Source organism: Pseudovibrio sp. SCP20, assembly GCF_057774105.1.
Window position 1 is genome coordinate 579,990 of sequence record NZ_JBYMDH010000002.1, and the last position, 12,971, is coordinate 592,960.

The window sequence follows — 12,971 nt, forward strand, 5'->3', positions numbered from 1 at the left end:
GAGGTGCTGGGCTTGCTCAGCTCCTTTGATTTCGATTACAGGAGTTTTCTATGAGCAAGCTTATGCAAGGCAAGCGTGGTCTGATTATGGGCGTTGCCAATGACCACAGCATTGCCTGGAGCATTGCCAAAGCTCTTGCAGAACAAGGTGCTGAAATGGCCTTCACCTATCAAGGTGATGCCTTTGCCCGACGCGTAAAGCCGCTGGCCGACAGTATTGGTTGCGATCTGCTTGTTCCATGTGATGTGGAAGACATTGATAGCGTGGATAACGTCTTCGCTCAGCTCAAGGAAAAATGGGGGACCATTGATTTCCTTGTGCACGCAATCGCGTTCTCAGACAAATCTGAGCTGCGAGGACGTTATGCCGATACTTCCCGCGATAACTTTGCCCGCACCATGCAGATCTCCTGTTTCTCATTTACAGAGATTGCAAAGCGTGCAGCTGAGTTGATGCCAAACGGTGGCTCCATGCTGACGCTGACCTATGGTGGCGCAACCAGTGTTATGCCGAATTACAACGTCATGGGCGTTGCTAAAGCGGCTCTGGAGGCTTCTGTGCGCTATCTGGCGATGGACTTTGGTGATCAGGGCATTCGCGTGAACGCGATTTCTGCAGGGCCGGTTCGTACGCTTGCTGGTGCCGGCGTTTCGGATGCTCGTTTGATGTTTAACTTCCAGCAGAATAACTCTCCGCTGAAGCAAACAGTCACGAGCAAGCAGCTTGGTGGTTCCGCCCTTTATCTGCTTTCAGAGATGTCTGGTGGGGTGACTGGTGAAGTGCACTTTGTGGATTCCGGTTACAACATCGTTTCCATGCCACGTTTGGAAGAGCTGAAGACAGCTGAAAAGATGAATCGGGAAAAAGAGACGGTCTAAGCATCTCCTGGTTAGTCAAATAGATATCAAAAAAACCTCTGAGGAAACTCAGAGGCTTTTTCTTTGATTAGCTTAGCTGGCGAGATCAATTATTGATCGTTTCGTTTTTGTAGACACCGAACAATCTGCTTTGATCAACCCAACCTTCGAATTCCTTACCGGAGATGCGGCAGTAGCCGTCAGTGCATTCAACAACACCTGCCAGCACAAGCGGTTCAAGGAACGCAACGATCTCTTCATTTGGGCCAGGGCGCTTGCGAAGAGGGGTAGTTTCCACGGTATTTACCAGCCATGGTGTTACCAGCGCAGAGCGGTAACCGGTGAGGAGGGTTTTGAACACCCAGCCTTCTTTGCCTTCCCAATCGCGAATGCGGCGCCAGTCGTCGTATTCCTGAACGACTTCAACCGGCAGCCTGCTGCGAACAAAAGTCCAACCAATGTCGTGTTTTCTGCTTGGGCCGTTGCGGACGTTTACACGGTCTGATTTGAGGCTCACGAAACGTGGAACTGGAAGACCAGACACGCCAGAACCCGCAGACTGCGCCTGAGCAGTAATTACGGATGGGGAAACAAAGAGGAATAATAGAAAAGCAGCTGCAAGGGCACCAAGAGCACGAAAACTTTTATTTTTCATAGCGATACCAAAACTTCCCGTAGGCTAATCCGTAATTTTCACTAAAATCGAGACACAAGTATCATACCTTAGATCTCGCGATTTCCGATAGTGGCTGCTATTAGATGTAGACGTGTTTGACAAGTCTTGTTTTCACCGGAACATTTGGTAATGAAACTTTGACAGCCTCTAAGACCTTTGAGTCATTGACTCATATGGTGAATAAGGCAGGGTTAAAAAACTTCAAATTTTTGACAGAAGGCGGGGACGATGCCAAAAAAGAAGCCTATTGTGGTTGTGACGCGGAAGCTGCCGGATGTTGTTGAAACCCGCATGCGCGAGCTTTTCGACACACGCCTAAATGAGCATGACAAGCCATTTACCCAAGCTGAGCTCGTAGAAGCCGTCAAAATTGCTGATGTACTCGTCCCCACCGTTACAGATCGCATTGACGCTTCGGTTTTGGCTCAGGCTGGCCCTAATCTGAAAATGATCGCTAACTTCGGCAATGGCGTCGACAATATCGACGTGATCTCCGCAAATAACCGCGGCATTGCTGTGACCAACACTGCTGGTGTGATGACCGAAGACACCGCAGACATGACCATGGCGCTTATTCTTGCTGTTCCTCGTCGCCTTTCTGAAGGCATGAAGAAGATCGAGAACAAAGAATGGGATGGTTGGTCTCCGACCTGGATGCTTGGTCGCCGGATCTGGGGTAAGCGCCTCGGTATCATTGGTATGGGCAGGATCGGTCAGGCGGTCGCCAGACGCGCGAAAGCGTTTGGTATGTCTATCCATTACCACAACCGAATTCGCGAGCCACTGGAGCTTGAAGAGCAGCTGGAGGCCACTTTCTGGGAGAGCCTCGATCAGATGCTTGCACGTATGGATGTTGTTTCCATCCATTGTCCGCATACACCGGGCACTTACCACCTGCTTTCTGCACGTCGTCTGAAGCTGATGAAGCCGGATGCGTATATCGTGAACACTGCTCGTGGTGAGATTGTTGATGAGAATGCGTTGATCCGTCAGATCGAAGCGGGTGAGCTTGCAGGTGCTGCGCTGGATGTGTTTGAGCATGAACCAGCGATCAATCCGAAACTGGTTGCTTCCGACAAAGTGGTCGTACTGCCTCACATGGGGTCTGCGACCATTGAGGGGCGTATCGATATGGGTGAGAAGGTTATCATCAATATCAAAGCCTTCATGGACGGGCACCGACCACCGGATCGCGTTCTGCCATCTATGCTCTGATAAGAGATTGAAGCGCTTCAGATTTCTGGAGCGCTTTTTGTTTGTGCCTTACTTCAGATACTTGTTCCATGCAGGGTCGGTTTTCATGCCTGCGATGAACTTGGCGTGGGCTTCGATCTCTTCCTCTGACAGGGCAGGGGAGAGCGGAATAGGGCGCTGTTTGGCGGCAATGCGCTGTTTTGGCTGATCATCGCCGATGTTGTCGAGGTCGATTGCCTCGTCATCAGGCATCAAGCCGAGGTTTTTCTGCTTACCGCCGTTCATCTCCAGATAAACTTCAGCCAGCAGTTCGGCATCGAGCAACGCGCCGTGGTAGACACGCTTGGAGTTATCTATGCCGTATCGGGAACAGAGTGCATCGAGGGATACGGAGCCGGTTGGGAACTTGCGCCGTGCCAGTTTGAGCGTATCCAGCACCTGAGTGTTTGAAATCTTTGGCTTATTACAGCGAGCAAGCTCCATGTTGATGAAGCCCATATCGAACGGTGCGTTGTGAATGACGAGACGGGCATCGCCAACAAAATCAAGAAATTCATCCGCAACATCAGCAAAAACAGGCTTGTCTGAGAGGAACTCAGCGGAAAGACCGTGGATGCGGAAGGCTTCTTCCGGCATGTCACGCTGCGGATTGACGTAGAGGTGGCAGGTGCGGCCTGTCGGGATAAAGTTGATGAGCTCCACTCCACCGATTTCAACCAGCCTGTCACCATCAAGCGGATTCAGGCCTGTGGTTTCCGTATCGAAGGAGATTTCGCGCATAATTACACCGTTCTAGAAGCGATGGAGGACACAGCTCGCATGATAGCACCCACCGCGCGACGGGCTGGTTCGATGCCTCGGCCAGTGTCGACAATAAAGTGCGCTCTTTTGCGTTTTTCTGCGTCGTTAAGTTGTTTCGCGTTGATAGCCTCAAATTTCTCTTCTGTCATGCCTGCTCTTTCAAGAACACGCTTGCGCTGCACATCATGTGGTGCAGAAACCACGACAACAGCATCAACGGTCTTGTGCTTACCGACTTCGAACAGCAGAGGGACATCGAGAACGACGACCTTACGGCGATCTTTTTTGGCTTGCTCCAGAAACGCGGTTTCAACTTCCTGAACGAGCGGGTGGATGAGGCTTTCGAGGAGCATCATTTTGGCTTTGTCGTTCAGAACGATCTTGCCAAGGGCTTCCCGGTCGATCCGGCCATCTTTCACAGTGCCTGGAAAAGCCTTGCCGACAGGCTCTACGGCTTTACCGGCGTAAAGTGCATGGACGGCGGCGTCTGCATCGTAAACAGCTGCTCCTGCCTCTGCGAAGAGCTTTGAGGTGGTTGATTTCCCCATTCCAATTGAGCCGGTCAGACCGAGAATAACCATTCAGGCAAGTCCCATTTCTTTCAGTATGATCTCACGAAGTTCATCGGTGACTTCCGGGCGAACTCCGAACCATTTTTCAAATCCCGGTACTGCCTGATGAAGCAACATACCCAGACCATCTACAGTCGGGTTTCCACGTTCCGCAGAGTCCCGAAGCAGTTTTGTTTGTAACGGAGAGTAAACTATATCCGTCACAACTGCTGATTTCGACAGGTTATCAAGATCAACATTTAATTCTGGCTGTCCAGTCATACCAAGTGAGGTCGTGTTCACCAGAAGATCTGCTTCTCCAAGCTTTTCCCCCAGAGTATCCCACGCGATTGCGATGGTATTTGGACCAAAATGATCGGCTAGTTTCTGAGCTTTTTCCAAAGTTCTGTTGGCAATATACACTTCTGTGTATCCTCTGGAGAGCAGCGCCCAAATAATCGCCCGGGAAGCACCACCAGCCCCTAAAACAATGGCTTTGTTCCCATTATTATCCCAGTTTGGCAGCATCTGGTCGAGATTGCCTAAGAACCCAAGCCCATCGGTGTTTGAACCGTTGAGAACGCCTGCTTCATCCAGCCAAAGTGTGTTGACCGCGCCAATCATTTTGGCTGCGTCATCAAGTTTTTCAGCGGAGTTGTAGGCATGTTCCTTGTTGGGAATAGTCACGTTGCAGCCAACAAAGCCGTGCTCAGCCAAAGAGCCATAGAAGCCTTCGGCAGTCTCAGGAGGAACATCCTGTGCGATATAGCTGCCCTCAATACCATGCTGTTTAAGCCAGTAGCCATGGATCAAAGGAGATTTGGAGTGACCGATTGGGTGGCCTGTGACTGCCGCGTTCCTCATTTCTTCAGCACCTCGATGTCACGAAGGAAGGAAAGGAGGCTGAGGAGAGGGAGGCCGAGCACTGTGAAGTAGTCGCCTTCAATCTTTTCAAAGAGCTGAACGCCTTCTGCTTCCAGCTGATAAGCACCAACGCTGGAGAGGATTTCGGTTCCGGTCTGCTCGATGTACCAATCCAGAAAATCAGCGGAGAGCTCACGTACATGCAGGATCGCTGTTGAAATGCCTTCCCAGACAACTTCGCCGTCTTTCACCACACAGGCTGCAGAGTGGAGGGCGTGGCTTTTGCCGGAAAAGCTTTCCAATTGTTTGCGAGCCGCTTTAAGATCTTCCGGCTTAACAAGGCGTTTCCCTTCAAAAGCCAGGATCTGATCTGCTCCGACTACGTAAGCACCGTGATTTCGTGCAGAAACTTCTTTCGCTTTCGCAACGGACAATTTGGCTGCAATAATCTCTGGATCCACACCAGTGGAAAGCAATGGCTCTTCAATCTGACGCTCATCAACGTTAGCCGGGATACGATCGAAGATCAGGCCTGCATTTTCCAAGAGAGTCGCGCGAATTTTACTTCCGCTCGCTAATACCAGTCGAGTCATACTCTGCTTTCTCAATCTGAGGATTTCTTGTGCTGTTTATTGGGATAAAGCGCGATGCTTCTCAATATTCTTCTGTCTCTTTTTGCTCATTTTTATGCTTTCGGAGCAAATCCATGATCTCTGCGGCCGTTTCTTCAATAGAACGGCGGGTTACATCGATCAGAGGCCAGCCATTTTCAGCGCACAACCGTTTCGACATCGCAATCTCCTTGGCGATTGATTTGCGATCGACGTAGGTGTCGTTATCTGTTTTGGCATCGAGCGAAAGAATACGGTTCTGGCGGATATCCCGAATTCGTTCTGCGGTGGCCATCAGGCCAACCACAAGGGGTTTTCTGGCTTTCAGAAGCTGGCGGGGAGGGCGCATGTTGGGAATAAGCGGAATATTGGCCGCTTTGATGCCCCTGTTTGCCAGATAGATGGATGTGGGTGTCTTTGAGGTTCGGCTGATACCGACGAGAATGACGTCTGCTTCTTCCAAAACCCCAGCAATTTGGCCGTCATCATGCAACATGGTGTAGTTCATAGCTTCCATACGCTGGAAGTATTCCTCATCCATCACGTGCTGTCCGCCAACGCGCCACGTTTCTGTGACGTTCAGATAGCTATGGAAGACCTGATAGACGGGTTTGAGAACATTCACACATGGCAGGCCAAGATCCTGACATTTGCGCTCCAAACGGCGGGCATAGGATTGTTCCACAAGTGTGTAGAGTACGATTCCGGGAGCAGATTCAATCTCTTCGAGGACTCTACTCAACTGTTTGTCATGTCGGATCAGCGGATAAACGTGCTCAATAGGCTGAATATTCTCATATTGCGCGGTCGCAGCACGCACAATTGTCATCAAAGTTTCGCCCGTTGAATCCGAAACCATGTGTAAATGGAAATAGTTAGAGTGGTTACCCAAGGTATCATCCTCAACATTCCTGAGAGATCAGGGATAACTGCCCAAATCTCACTGTGCTTCCAAATTAATGCCCGTTGACCCTAATCCGTCAACAATTCCATATTTTGAGAATACTGATTTCGAAACGACTTGGATAAACGGGATTGCACATTGCCCACGCAAAAGATTCACAGCACAGCTTACGGGATAAACTGTGATCTGTGGTTATTTTCCAGATTGTAACCCATTGAATCTTTAGAAAAAACAATTTGTTTTCGACTCCTGTTGAGAGTCTTGGTTGAATTTGATCTTTGACTTTTCCTATTTGGGTTTTCTCAGTTAGGAATTGTGGAACGAAATTGATCCCTGCTATTCACTCACTAATAGAAATAGAAACTTCCTCTAAAGAGGATTCTTTTTAAGCAGGCTTGGGAAAAAGAGGCGATTTATGGAATCTCATGAAAGAGCGGTAATGCGCGTTTTGGCAGGCGAGAAACTTGAACGCCCACCAATCTGGATGATGCGTCAAGCAGGCCGCTATTTGCCTGAGTACAGAGCCGAGCGCGCAAAGGCTCCGAACTTTCTGGACTTCTGTTACAACACCGATCTTGCAACAGAGGTTACTCTCCAACCAATTCGCCGGTATGGCTTTGATGCTGCCATCCTATTTTCTGACATCTTCGTTGTTCCAGATGCGCTTGGCTACCCTGTAAATTTTGAGGAGGGTCGAGGACCAGTTCTCGAACCACTTTCTATCGAACAAGTTGAAAAGCTTGATCAAGCTAGGACGATGGAGCATTTGGCTCCTGTTATCGCCACAGTCGAGCGCCTGAGAGCGGAGCTACCGACCGAAACCACCCTTCTGGGCTTCTGCGGAGCCCCGTGGACGGTTGCTTGCTACTCAGTGGCAGGTCACACCACCCAGGACCAAGTTGCCGCTCGTATCGGCTCCTATAAGGATCCTGCGCTGCTTACTGCTTTCATTGATCAGCTCGTTGAAGCTTCCATCACTTATCTGGTGGCTCAGTTGGATGGCGGTGCTGATGCGCTGCAGATCTTTGACACCTGGGCAGGTGTTCTGGATGACATCGGATTTGAGCAGTGGTCTGTTGGCCCGACCCGCAAGATCGTTGATGGCGTGAAGGCTCAGCGTCCGAACGCAAAGATCATTGGTTTCCCGAAAGCATCAGCTGCTCGTTTGAAGCGTTATGTTGAAGGCACTGGCGTTGATGCGGTTGGTCTGGACTGGACTGTTCCGGCTGAAGTTGCTCAAGAGATCCAGAAAATTGTGCCTGTTCAGGGAAATATGGATCCAATGCGTCTTGTTGCCGGTGGACGTGCGCTTGAAACTGGAATAGATCACGCTCTCGAAGTTCTTGGTAATGGTCCGCACATCTTTAACCTTGGTCATGGCGTTGTTCCGCAAACTCCGCCAGAACATGTTGCTGAGATGGTTAAGCGGGTTAAAGGCCTGTAAGCAGCACTGAAGAATTAGAGGCGCGGATTATGGAAGATGCATATTCCTGGGCGAAGTCCCTACACATTATTTCTGTGGTGGCCTGGATGGCGGGTTTGTTCTACCTGCCGCGCCTTTTTGTTTATCACACGACCGCTGAAATCGGTTCTGATAAGAGCGAGACCTTCAAAATCATGGAGCGCCGGTTGCTTAAAGCGATCATGGCCCCTTCCATGATGGCCACATGGATTTTCGGATTGTGGCTGGTTTATCTGCTCGATGCGTATTTTGATCTTTGGTTTATGCTGAAGTTTTCGCTCGTAATACTGATGACGATATATCACGTGATGCTTTCGCGTCATGTCACCAAGTTTGCGCAGGATCAAAATAAGAATAGTGAACGCTACTTTAGAATTATTAATGAATTTCCGACACTATTAATGGTTGCAATTGTGTTCCTGGTGATATTTAAACCCTAGGTGATCCGAACTTTCGGAAACTAATATTGAAAAATTAGGAGAATTAGTGGGCAATAAGCACTTGCCGAATTGAATTCGATTAGTTATTGTCCCCGCAACTTCACGATGCAGCTTGAGTGATCACTGATCTCCTGGTGATTATCGAAGGTCGATTAAATTCGAATCCAGGTGAGCTGCAATTCCCCCCTAACGTTTAGAGTTCGAAAGTTCTTCAGCCTGATAAGCTAAAGCAAGTCTAGAACCCTTAGTAAAGACGATCCCTATTGATGCGGGAAATGAAACTCAGAGACCTTAAATCCAAAACCCCAACTGAACTCCTTGCATTCGCTGAGGAGCATGAAGTTGAAAATGCAAGCACCATGCGTAAACAGGAGCTTCTGTTTGCCATTCTTAAAAGACTTGCAGAACAAGATATTGAAATCATCGGCGAAGGTGTCGTAGAGGTCCTCCAAGATGGATTTGGATTCCTCCGTTCACCAGATGCAAACTACTTGCCGGGTCCCGATGATATTTACGTTTCTCCTTCACAGATCCGACGCTTTTCTCTGCGTACCGGTGATACTGTAGAAGGTCAGATCCGTAGTCCTAAAGAAGGTGAGCGTTACTTCGCCCTTCTGAAGGTCAACAAAATCAACTTTGAAGACCCTGAAAAGGCGCGTCACAAAGTTCATTTTGACAACCTCACACCGCTTTACCCTGATGAACGTTTCAATCTTGAGATTGAAAACAACACATCAAAAGATATCTCTGCTCGCATCATTGATCTGGTTGCGCCGCTTGGTAAAGGTCAGCGCGCACTGATTACTGCGCCGCCTCGTACCGGTAAGACAGTATTCCTGCAGAATATCGCGAACTCCATTACTACCAATCACCCAGAGTGTTACCTGATCGTTCTTCTGATCGACGAACGCCCGGAAGAGGTGACGGATATGCAGCGCACCGTGAATGGTGAAGTTGTGTCTTCCACCTTTGATGAGCCAGCTTCGCGTCACGTTCAGGTTGCTGAAATGGTGATTGAGAAGGCAAAACGTCTGACCGAACATGGTCGTGATGTTGTGATCCTTCTGGACTCCATTACGCGTCTTGGCCGCGCTTACAACACTGTTGTGCCTTCCTCCGGTAAGGTTCTGACTGGTGGTGTTGATGCAAACGCCCTGCAGCGTCCTAAGCGCTTCTTCGGTGCTGCCCGTAACATTGAAGAGGGTGGCTCTCTGACCATCATCGCAACGGCTCTGATCGATACCGGCAGCCGTATGGATGAGGTTATCTTCGAAGAATTTAAAGGTACTGGTAACTCCGAAATTATCCTGGATCGTAAGATCTCTGATAAGCGCGTGTTCCCAGCAGTTGATATTCAGCGCTCCGGTACTCGTAAGGAAGAACTTCTTGTTCCTGCTGATAAGCTCAAGAAGACTTTCGTTCTGCGTCGTATTCTCAGCCAGATGGGTACTGTTGATGCCGTTGAGTTCCTGCTCGACAAGCTGCGTCAGACAAAGTCCAACGATGATTTCTTCGACTCCATGAACACATAAGTTTATTGGAAACCGAATTTATCGGCCCCGCTCGCCAATTCGGTGAGCGGGGCTTTTTTGTTTTGAAGCTGCGTTTTTATTGATTGGATTCGATTGCGAAATGAGGGGAGGGAATAATGGAAGAGGTGCTGCTGGATAAATGCCCGCGGGTTGAGACTGAGAGGCTTGTTCTGCGGAAGTGGGAGGAGCGGGATCTGGATGGGGTGATCCGTATGAATGGGGATCCGAGGGTGATGGAGTTTTTCCCGTCGCTGCATTCTCCAGAGGAAGCTCGTCGGTATCTTGAGATTAGTATTCAGCAGCAAGAGAAGCATGGGTTTTGCTTTCCCGTGGTGGAAGATAAAGAGACCGGTGCCTTCCTTGGGTTCTGTGGTCTGAATGTTCCAGGCTACAGTGATCCTCTTCCATGTGAGCCTTGTGTTGAGATTGGCTGGCGTCTTATCCCTGAGGCGTGGGGAAAGGGCATTGCTGTTGAAGCGGCTAGGTTCTGGCTTGGATTCGGATTCGAAACACTTCAGCTTGATGAAATCGGCGCCATTGTTGTTGTGCAAAATCATAAGTCGCGGCGGGTGATGGAGAAGCTTGGCATGACGCATGATCCTGCTGAGGACTTCGATTTTCCCAATGTGCCCGTTGATGATCCCTTGTGCCGGCATGCGCTTTATCGGATTTCTGCAGAACAGTTTCTGACGCAAGCCAATGGTTGAGGGCGAGATTGACTGTTCTCCGCGCATTACAACAGAGCGACTTGTTTTGCGGAAGTGGGAAGAGCGCGATCTGGATGGTTTGGCTGAGATGAATGCTGATCCGCGGGTGATGGAGTTTTACCCGTCGGTTCTGTCTTATGCTGAGAGTGAGAGTATGCTGGCGCGTTATATGGATGCGCAGCAACGGGATGGGTTTTGCTTTTCGGTTATCTCTGAAAAGGGGAGTGAACGCTTTCTGGGATATTGCGGATTGAAGGTCCCCGGGTACCAGGATCATCTCTCATTTGGTCCTTGCGTTGAAATTGGTTGGCGGCTTCTGCACAGTGCGTGGGGAAAAGGGATCGCGACAGAAGCCGCACAAACGTGGCTTGGATTCGGACTCGAAACTCTTCAGCTCAATGAGATTGTCAGCTTCACTCCCATACAGAACCATCGCTCTGAGAAGGTAATGCAGCGTCTTGGGATGGAGCGCGTTGGAGAGTTTGAACATCCTATGCTTGAGGATGGGCATAGGCTCAAAAGGCAAGTGCTCTACAAAATGACAGGGCAACGGTACTTGGGGCAGGGGCATGATTGAAGATGTCATTGATAAATCTCCTCGCATCGAGACGGAGCGTTTGGTGTTGCGGAAGTGGGAGCCGCGAGATTTGGATGGTCTCGTGGAGATGAACGCAGATCCTAAGGTCATGGAGTTCTTTCCTGCAGTGATGTCCAAGCAGGATAGTGAGCGGATGTTTGAGCGCCTCTTATTCAAGCAGGAAAAGTTTGGCTTTGGCACGCCTGTGGTTGAAGAGAAGGCCACTGGGAGGTTTCTGGGGTTGTGTGGGCTTGGGGTGCCAACCTATCCAGAACCGCTGCCATTTGACCCCTGTGTGGAGATTGGGTGGCGTTTGATACCTGATGCATGGGGGAGGGGAGTTGCTCAGGAAGCGGCAAGGATCTGGCTTAGATTCGGATTCGAAACTCTCCGGCTCAATGAAATTGTAAGCTTCACGTCCCGCATCAACTGGCGCTCTGAAAAAGTTATGCAGAGGCTGGGCATGTTGCGTGATGCTTCAGGGGACTTTGATCACCCGCTGATTGAGGACGGGCATCCATTAAAGCCGCATATGTTGTATCGCCTTTCACAAGATCAATTCTGGGAGCAGGCACATGGTTGAGACATTAATAAATAAATGTCCGCGTGTTGAGACAGAGCGCCTTGTTCTTCGCAAATGGGAAATAAGTGATCTGGATGGGTTGATCAAGCTGAACACTGATCCGAGAGTCATGGAGTTCTTTCGTAAAAGGCCTAGTGCTGAAGAAAGTGAGAGTGCTTTAAAGCGTGCCCTTCAACGGCAGGAAGAAGATGGGTTTTGTTTTCCGGTTGTTGAGGATAAACAGACTGGTGCCTTCCTCGGCTACTGCGGTTTAGCCATCCCTGCTTATGGTGGACCGTTGCCATGTGATCCTTGTGTCGAGATTGGCTGGCAGCTGATCCCGGAGACATGGGGGAAGGGGATTGCAGTTGAAGCGGCAAACTTCTGGCTTGGATTCGGGTTCGAAACTCTTCAGCTAGATGAAGTTGTGGCATTCACTGTTGTTCAAAATCACAAGTCACGGCGTGTGATGGAGAAGCTTGGCATGGGTTATGATCCAGCCGAGGATTTTGATTTTCCGGGTGTGCCTGTTGAGCATCCGTTATGCCGACATGTTTTGTATCGGCTTTCAAAGAAGATGTATTTGGAATGTGAAAATGGTTGAGACATTAATTGATAAGTGCCCACGCATTGAGACTGAGCGACTTGTGTTACGGAAGTGGGAAGAGCAGGATCTGGACGGATTGATCGAGATGAACTCTGATCCACGTGTGATGGAATTTTTCCCGGATGTGATGTCTCGCGATGAGAGTGCCCATATGCATGAGCGGTTGATGGCTAAGCAGGATGAGTTGGGGTTCGCGTGTCCGGTTGTCGAAGACCGAGCATCAGGACGGTTTCTCGGTTTTTGCGGGTTGAACATCCCAACCTATCCAAAGCCGCTTCCGTTTGATCCATGTGTTGAGATGGGCTGGCGACTGATCCCTGATGCATGGGGAAAGGGCGTTGCGCAGGAAGCTGCAAAGATCTGGCTTGGATTCGGGTTCGAAACTCTTGAGGCTGATGAGATTGTTGCCTTCACCACAGAGACAAACTGGCGGTCACAAAAGCTGATGCAGCGTCTGGGTATGGAGAGGAACCCAGCTGACGATTTTGATCATCCGATGCTGGAGGAGGGACACCCTTTGCTACGGCATGTGCTCTATCGTTTGAACAAGGATCGTTTTGAAAGCGTATCCAAGAGCTGGAGTGATGGGAAAGCTTGAACAGGCTTCCTGTGAAATCTGTGATGTT

General features: G+C 49.7%; 16 protein-coding genes. 10 read left to right on the forward strand and 6 right to left on the reverse strand.

Annotated elements, in window-relative coordinates; all coding sequences use genetic code 11:
* Positions 1–50 precede the first annotated feature (50 nt).
* Positions 51–878, forward strand: a complete 828-nt coding sequence (gene fabI / locus AC3CB2_RS11090; protein ID WP_008550674.1) for an enoyl-ACP reductase FabI — start codon at positions 51–53, stop codon at positions 876–878.
* Positions 879–963: 85 nt separating this feature from the next.
* Here fabI and AC3CB2_RS11095 read toward each other — a convergent pair whose 3' ends face one another.
* Positions 964–1,512: an SH3 domain-containing protein gene (locus AC3CB2_RS11095; RefSeq protein ID WP_008550430.1), complete on the reverse strand. Its 549-nt coding sequence runs from the start codon at positions 1,510–1,512 to the stop codon at positions 964–966.
* A gap of 249 nt (positions 1,513–1,761) precedes the next feature.
* On the opposite strand from AC3CB2_RS11095, the gene AC3CB2_RS11100 reads away from it, so the two are divergent.
* Positions 1,762–2,748 (forward strand): 2-hydroxyacid dehydrogenase, encoded by a 987-nt coding sequence (locus AC3CB2_RS11100; protein ID WP_008550212.1) that lies wholly within the window; start codon positions 1,762–1,764, stop codon positions 2,746–2,748.
* A gap of 48 nt (positions 2,749–2,796) precedes the next feature.
* On the opposite strand, the gene dnaQ is transcribed toward AC3CB2_RS11100, so the two are convergent.
* The 5 genes from dnaQ to AC3CB2_RS11125 all read right to left on the reverse strand — a co-directional run bounded on the left by dnaQ (position 2,797) and on the right by AC3CB2_RS11125 (position 6,446).
* Positions 2,797–3,507, reverse strand: coding sequence for a DNA polymerase III subunit epsilon (gene dnaQ / locus AC3CB2_RS11105; RefSeq protein ID WP_352932220.1), 711 nt, complete (start codon positions 3,505–3,507; stop codon positions 2,797–2,799).
* A gap of 2 nt (positions 3,508–3,509) precedes the next feature.
* Positions 3,510–4,109 carry a dephospho-CoA kinase gene (gene coaE / locus AC3CB2_RS11110; RefSeq protein WP_014283261.1) on the reverse strand — a complete coding sequence of 200 codons (600 nt, stop codon included), beginning with the start codon at positions 4,107–4,109 and terminating at the stop codon, positions 3,510–3,512.
* The gene (locus AC3CB2_RS11115; RefSeq protein WP_352932218.1) at positions 4,110–4,943 is read right to left on the reverse strand and encodes a shikimate dehydrogenase; all 834 of its coding nucleotides are present in this window, start codon (positions 4,941–4,943) and stop codon (positions 4,110–4,112) included.
* Positions 4,940–5,536: a Maf family protein gene (locus AC3CB2_RS11120; protein ID WP_352932216.1), complete on the reverse strand. Its 597-nt coding sequence runs from the start codon at positions 5,534–5,536 to the stop codon at positions 4,940–4,942. Before AC3CB2_RS11120 ends, AC3CB2_RS11115 begins: the two co-directional genes overlap by 4 nt.
* A gap of 61 nt (positions 5,537–5,597) precedes the next feature.
* Positions 5,598–6,446, reverse strand: coding sequence for a pyruvate, water dikinase regulatory protein (locus AC3CB2_RS11125; protein ID WP_075698400.1), 849 nt, complete (start codon positions 6,444–6,446; stop codon positions 5,598–5,600).
* Positions 6,447–6,873: 427 nt separating this feature from the next.
* Here AC3CB2_RS11125 and hemE point away from each other — a divergent pair, with 427 nt between their 5' ends.
* The 8 genes from hemE (at position 6,874) to AC3CB2_RS11165 (ending at position 12,943) form a co-directional block, all read left to right on the forward strand.
* Positions 6,874–7,902, forward strand: a complete 1,029-nt coding sequence (gene hemE / locus AC3CB2_RS11130) for a uroporphyrinogen decarboxylase (RefSeq protein WP_041767802.1) — start codon at positions 6,874–6,876, stop codon at positions 7,900–7,902.
* A 29-nt stretch (positions 7,903–7,931) separates the two neighbouring features.
* Positions 7,932–8,360 (forward strand): protoporphyrinogen oxidase HemJ, encoded by a 429-nt coding sequence (gene hemJ, locus AC3CB2_RS11135; protein WP_352932214.1) that lies wholly within the window; start codon positions 7,932–7,934, stop codon positions 8,358–8,360.
* A gap of 266 nt (positions 8,361–8,626) precedes the next feature.
* Positions 8,627–9,892, forward strand: coding sequence for a transcription termination factor Rho (gene rho / locus AC3CB2_RS11140; protein ID WP_014283257.1), 1,266 nt, complete (start codon positions 8,627–8,629; stop codon positions 9,890–9,892).
* Between the two features lie 116 nt (positions 9,893–10,008).
* Positions 10,009–10,599 (forward strand): GNAT family N-acetyltransferase, encoded by a 591-nt coding sequence (locus AC3CB2_RS11145; protein WP_352932212.1) that lies wholly within the window; start codon positions 10,009–10,011, stop codon positions 10,597–10,599.
* Positions 10,592–11,176, forward strand: coding sequence for a GNAT family N-acetyltransferase (locus AC3CB2_RS11150; RefSeq protein ID WP_352932210.1), 585 nt, complete (start codon positions 10,592–10,594; stop codon positions 11,174–11,176). The genes AC3CB2_RS11145 and AC3CB2_RS11150 overlap by 8 nt, the downstream gene beginning before the upstream one ends.
* On the forward strand, positions 11,169–11,759 hold the full coding sequence (locus tag AC3CB2_RS11155; RefSeq protein ID WP_352932208.1) for a GNAT family N-acetyltransferase: 591 nt from the start codon (positions 11,169–11,171) through the stop codon (positions 11,757–11,759). Before AC3CB2_RS11150 ends, AC3CB2_RS11155 begins: the two co-directional genes overlap by 8 nt.
* Positions 11,752–12,342, forward strand: coding sequence for a GNAT family N-acetyltransferase (locus AC3CB2_RS11160; RefSeq protein WP_352932205.1), 591 nt, complete (start codon positions 11,752–11,754; stop codon positions 12,340–12,342). The genes AC3CB2_RS11155 and AC3CB2_RS11160 overlap by 8 nt, the downstream gene beginning before the upstream one ends.
* Positions 12,335–12,943, forward strand: a complete 609-nt coding sequence (locus AC3CB2_RS11165; protein ID WP_352932204.1) for a GNAT family N-acetyltransferase — start codon at positions 12,335–12,337, stop codon at positions 12,941–12,943. The genes AC3CB2_RS11160 and AC3CB2_RS11165 overlap by 8 nt, the downstream gene beginning before the upstream one ends.
* Positions 12,944–12,971 lie beyond the last annotated feature (28 nt).

Excerpts from the sequence above, each read along its gene's own strand:
- AC3CB2_RS11120 (WP_352932216.1), bottom strand. The coding sequence starts at position 5,536 with ATGACTCGACTGGTATTAGCGAGCGGAAGTAAAATTCGCGCGACTCTC.
- AC3CB2_RS11160 (WP_352932205.1), top strand. The coding sequence starts at position 11,752 with ATGGTTGAGACATTAATAAATAAATGTCCGCGTGTTGAGACAGAGCGC.
- rho (WP_014283257.1), top strand. The coding sequence starts at position 8,627 with ATGCGGGAAATGAAACTCAGAGACCTTAAATCCAAAACCCCAACTGAA.
- AC3CB2_RS11150 (WP_352932210.1), top strand. The coding sequence starts at position 10,592 with ATGGTTGAGGGCGAGATTGACTGTTCTCCGCGCATTACAACAGAGCGA.
- coaE (WP_014283261.1), bottom strand. The coding sequence starts at position 4,109 with ATGGTTATTCTCGGTCTGACCGGCTCAATTGGAATGGGGAAATCAACC.
- dnaQ (WP_352932220.1), bottom strand. The coding sequence starts at position 3,507 with ATGCGCGAAATCTCCTTCGATACGGAAACCACAGGCCTGAATCCGCTT.
- AC3CB2_RS11115 (WP_352932218.1), bottom strand. The coding sequence starts at position 4,943 with ATGAGGAACGCGGCAGTCACAGGCCACCCAATCGGTCACTCCAAATCT.
- hemJ (WP_352932214.1), top strand. The coding sequence starts at position 7,932 with ATGGAAGATGCATATTCCTGGGCGAAGTCCCTACACATTATTTCTGTG.
- fabI (WP_008550674.1), top strand. The coding sequence starts at position 51 with ATGAGCAAGCTTATGCAAGGCAAGCGTGGTCTGATTATGGGCGTTGCC.
- AC3CB2_RS11100 (WP_008550212.1), top strand. The coding sequence starts at position 1,762 with ATGCCAAAAAAGAAGCCTATTGTGGTTGTGACGCGGAAGCTGCCGGAT.
- AC3CB2_RS11155 (WP_352932208.1), top strand. The coding sequence starts at position 11,169 with ATGATTGAAGATGTCATTGATAAATCTCCTCGCATCGAGACGGAGCGT.
- AC3CB2_RS11095 (WP_008550430.1), bottom strand. The coding sequence starts at position 1,512 with ATGAAAAATAAAAGTTTTCGTGCTCTTGGTGCCCTTGCAGCTGCTTTT.
- hemE (WP_041767802.1), top strand. The coding sequence starts at position 6,874 with ATGGAATCTCATGAAAGAGCGGTAATGCGCGTTTTGGCAGGCGAGAAA.
- AC3CB2_RS11145 (WP_352932212.1), top strand. The coding sequence starts at position 10,009 with ATGGAAGAGGTGCTGCTGGATAAATGCCCGCGGGTTGAGACTGAGAGG.
- AC3CB2_RS11165 (WP_352932204.1), top strand. The coding sequence starts at position 12,335 with ATGGTTGAGACATTAATTGATAAGTGCCCACGCATTGAGACTGAGCGA.